Source organism: Acinetobacter sp. YH12086 (assembly GCF_013419345.1).
Lineage (GTDB): Bacteria > Pseudomonadota > Gammaproteobacteria > Pseudomonadales > Moraxellaceae > Acinetobacter > Acinetobacter amyesii.
This window is the reverse complement of record NZ_VPAF01000051.1, coordinates 1-1,462: the sequence shown is the minus strand read 5'-3', so window position 1 is coordinate 1,462 and position 1,462 is coordinate 1. Positions and strand designations below refer to the sequence as shown.

At 40.6% G+C, this 1,462-nt stretch carries 2 protein-coding genes; both read right to left on the bottom strand.

All coding sequences use genetic code 11. The annotated features are described in order from the left end of the window. Positions 1–530: cation diffusion facilitator family transporter (locus FTU29_RS17210; protein WP_180062759.1), on the bottom strand; the 530-nt coding region annotated here is incomplete at its 3' end. Between the two features lie 86 nt (positions 531–616). Then, on the bottom strand, positions 617–1,462 hold an 846-nt coding region (locus FTU29_RS17205; RefSeq protein WP_180123028.1), incomplete at its 5' end, for an efflux RND transporter permease subunit.

Below are 1,462 nucleotides of genomic sequence, written 5' to 3'. Positions count from 1 at the left end.
AAATAAATAACTATTCCTCCGATAATCACGCCTATCGATCCTAGAGCATCACTAAGAACTTCTAAATATGCACCTTTTATATTTAGACTTCCTTCAGCACTAGCAGAAAGGATTTTCATTGAAATCAAATTTATGACCAAACCAATGACCGCGACAATCATCATTCCAACACTTTGAATTTCAGCAGGATTCGTAAAACGTTGATAAGCTTCATATACAATATATATTGCTACCACAAAAAGCATCACCGCATTAAACAGAGCCGCTAAAATTTCAAATCGCTGATAGCCAAAAGTTCTTTTATCATCTGCGGCTTTTTTACCAATTTTGATAGCGGCAAGAGCAATAGCTAAAGCGGCTACATCAGTAAACATATGAGCTGCATCAGATAACAAAGCCAAACTTTGGGTAATAAAAGCAGCGACAACTTCTACTATTAAAAAAGTAGTCGTTAAACCTAAGGCAACCATTAACTTCTTACTATTTTCTTCAGTAACAACCGCATGGCTATGATCATGATGTTCTGACATAAAATATTTTCCTTATTCTATTTATGATGAGCAGAGATATTGGATAACAGCCAATATCTCTGCTGTAAATCGACTAATCTATTGGATTAAGAAACTTTCTTTTCATTTATCCAACGATAAAGCACGGGTAACAGCACCAAAGTTAGTAATGTTGAAGAGATAATCCCGCCAATCACTACGGTTGCCAGTGGCCGTTGAACCTCAGCCCCTGTTCCGGTTGCCAGCGCCATTGGTACAAAACCCAGTGAAGCCACACAAGCTGTCATCAACACTGGTCTTAAGCGCAAAATAGCCCCTTGCCACACGGCTTTATGCACTGGATATTTGTCCCTTAATTCCTTAATAAAGGTCAGCATTACCAGTCCATTGAGGACTGCAACACCAGATAAGGCAATAAAGCCAATTCCAGCTGACATCGATAATGGAATATCCCTTAGCCAAAGGAACAGCACACCACCGGTCAAGGCAAAGGGTACCCCGGTAAAGACCAATAGACTTTCTTTGACATTGTGAAAGACCGCCATCAGTAAAATAAAGATAGTGATTAAAGCCAGTGGAATCACGATTTGCATCCGTGCTTTGGCTGAAGCCAAATTTTCAAACTGACCGCCATATTCTATCCAATAACCACTTGGCAAAGTGTATGCTTTGAGCTGTGTCTGTACATCAGAAACAAAAGACCCTAAATCACGCCCTTCAACATTCGTTGTAACCACAACTCGGCGTTTACCATTTTCTCGACTGACTTGGTTGATTCCTTCAATGGTCGAGACTTGCGCGACATCCGACAATAAAATACTGCCACCATTTGGAAGCTGAATAGGTAACTGGGAAACAGATGCGACACTACGGTCTTGCTCTCCAAGACGGATAACAAAATCAAAACGACGATCGCCTTCTAAAATCTCTCCCACGCTTTGTCCACCAATACT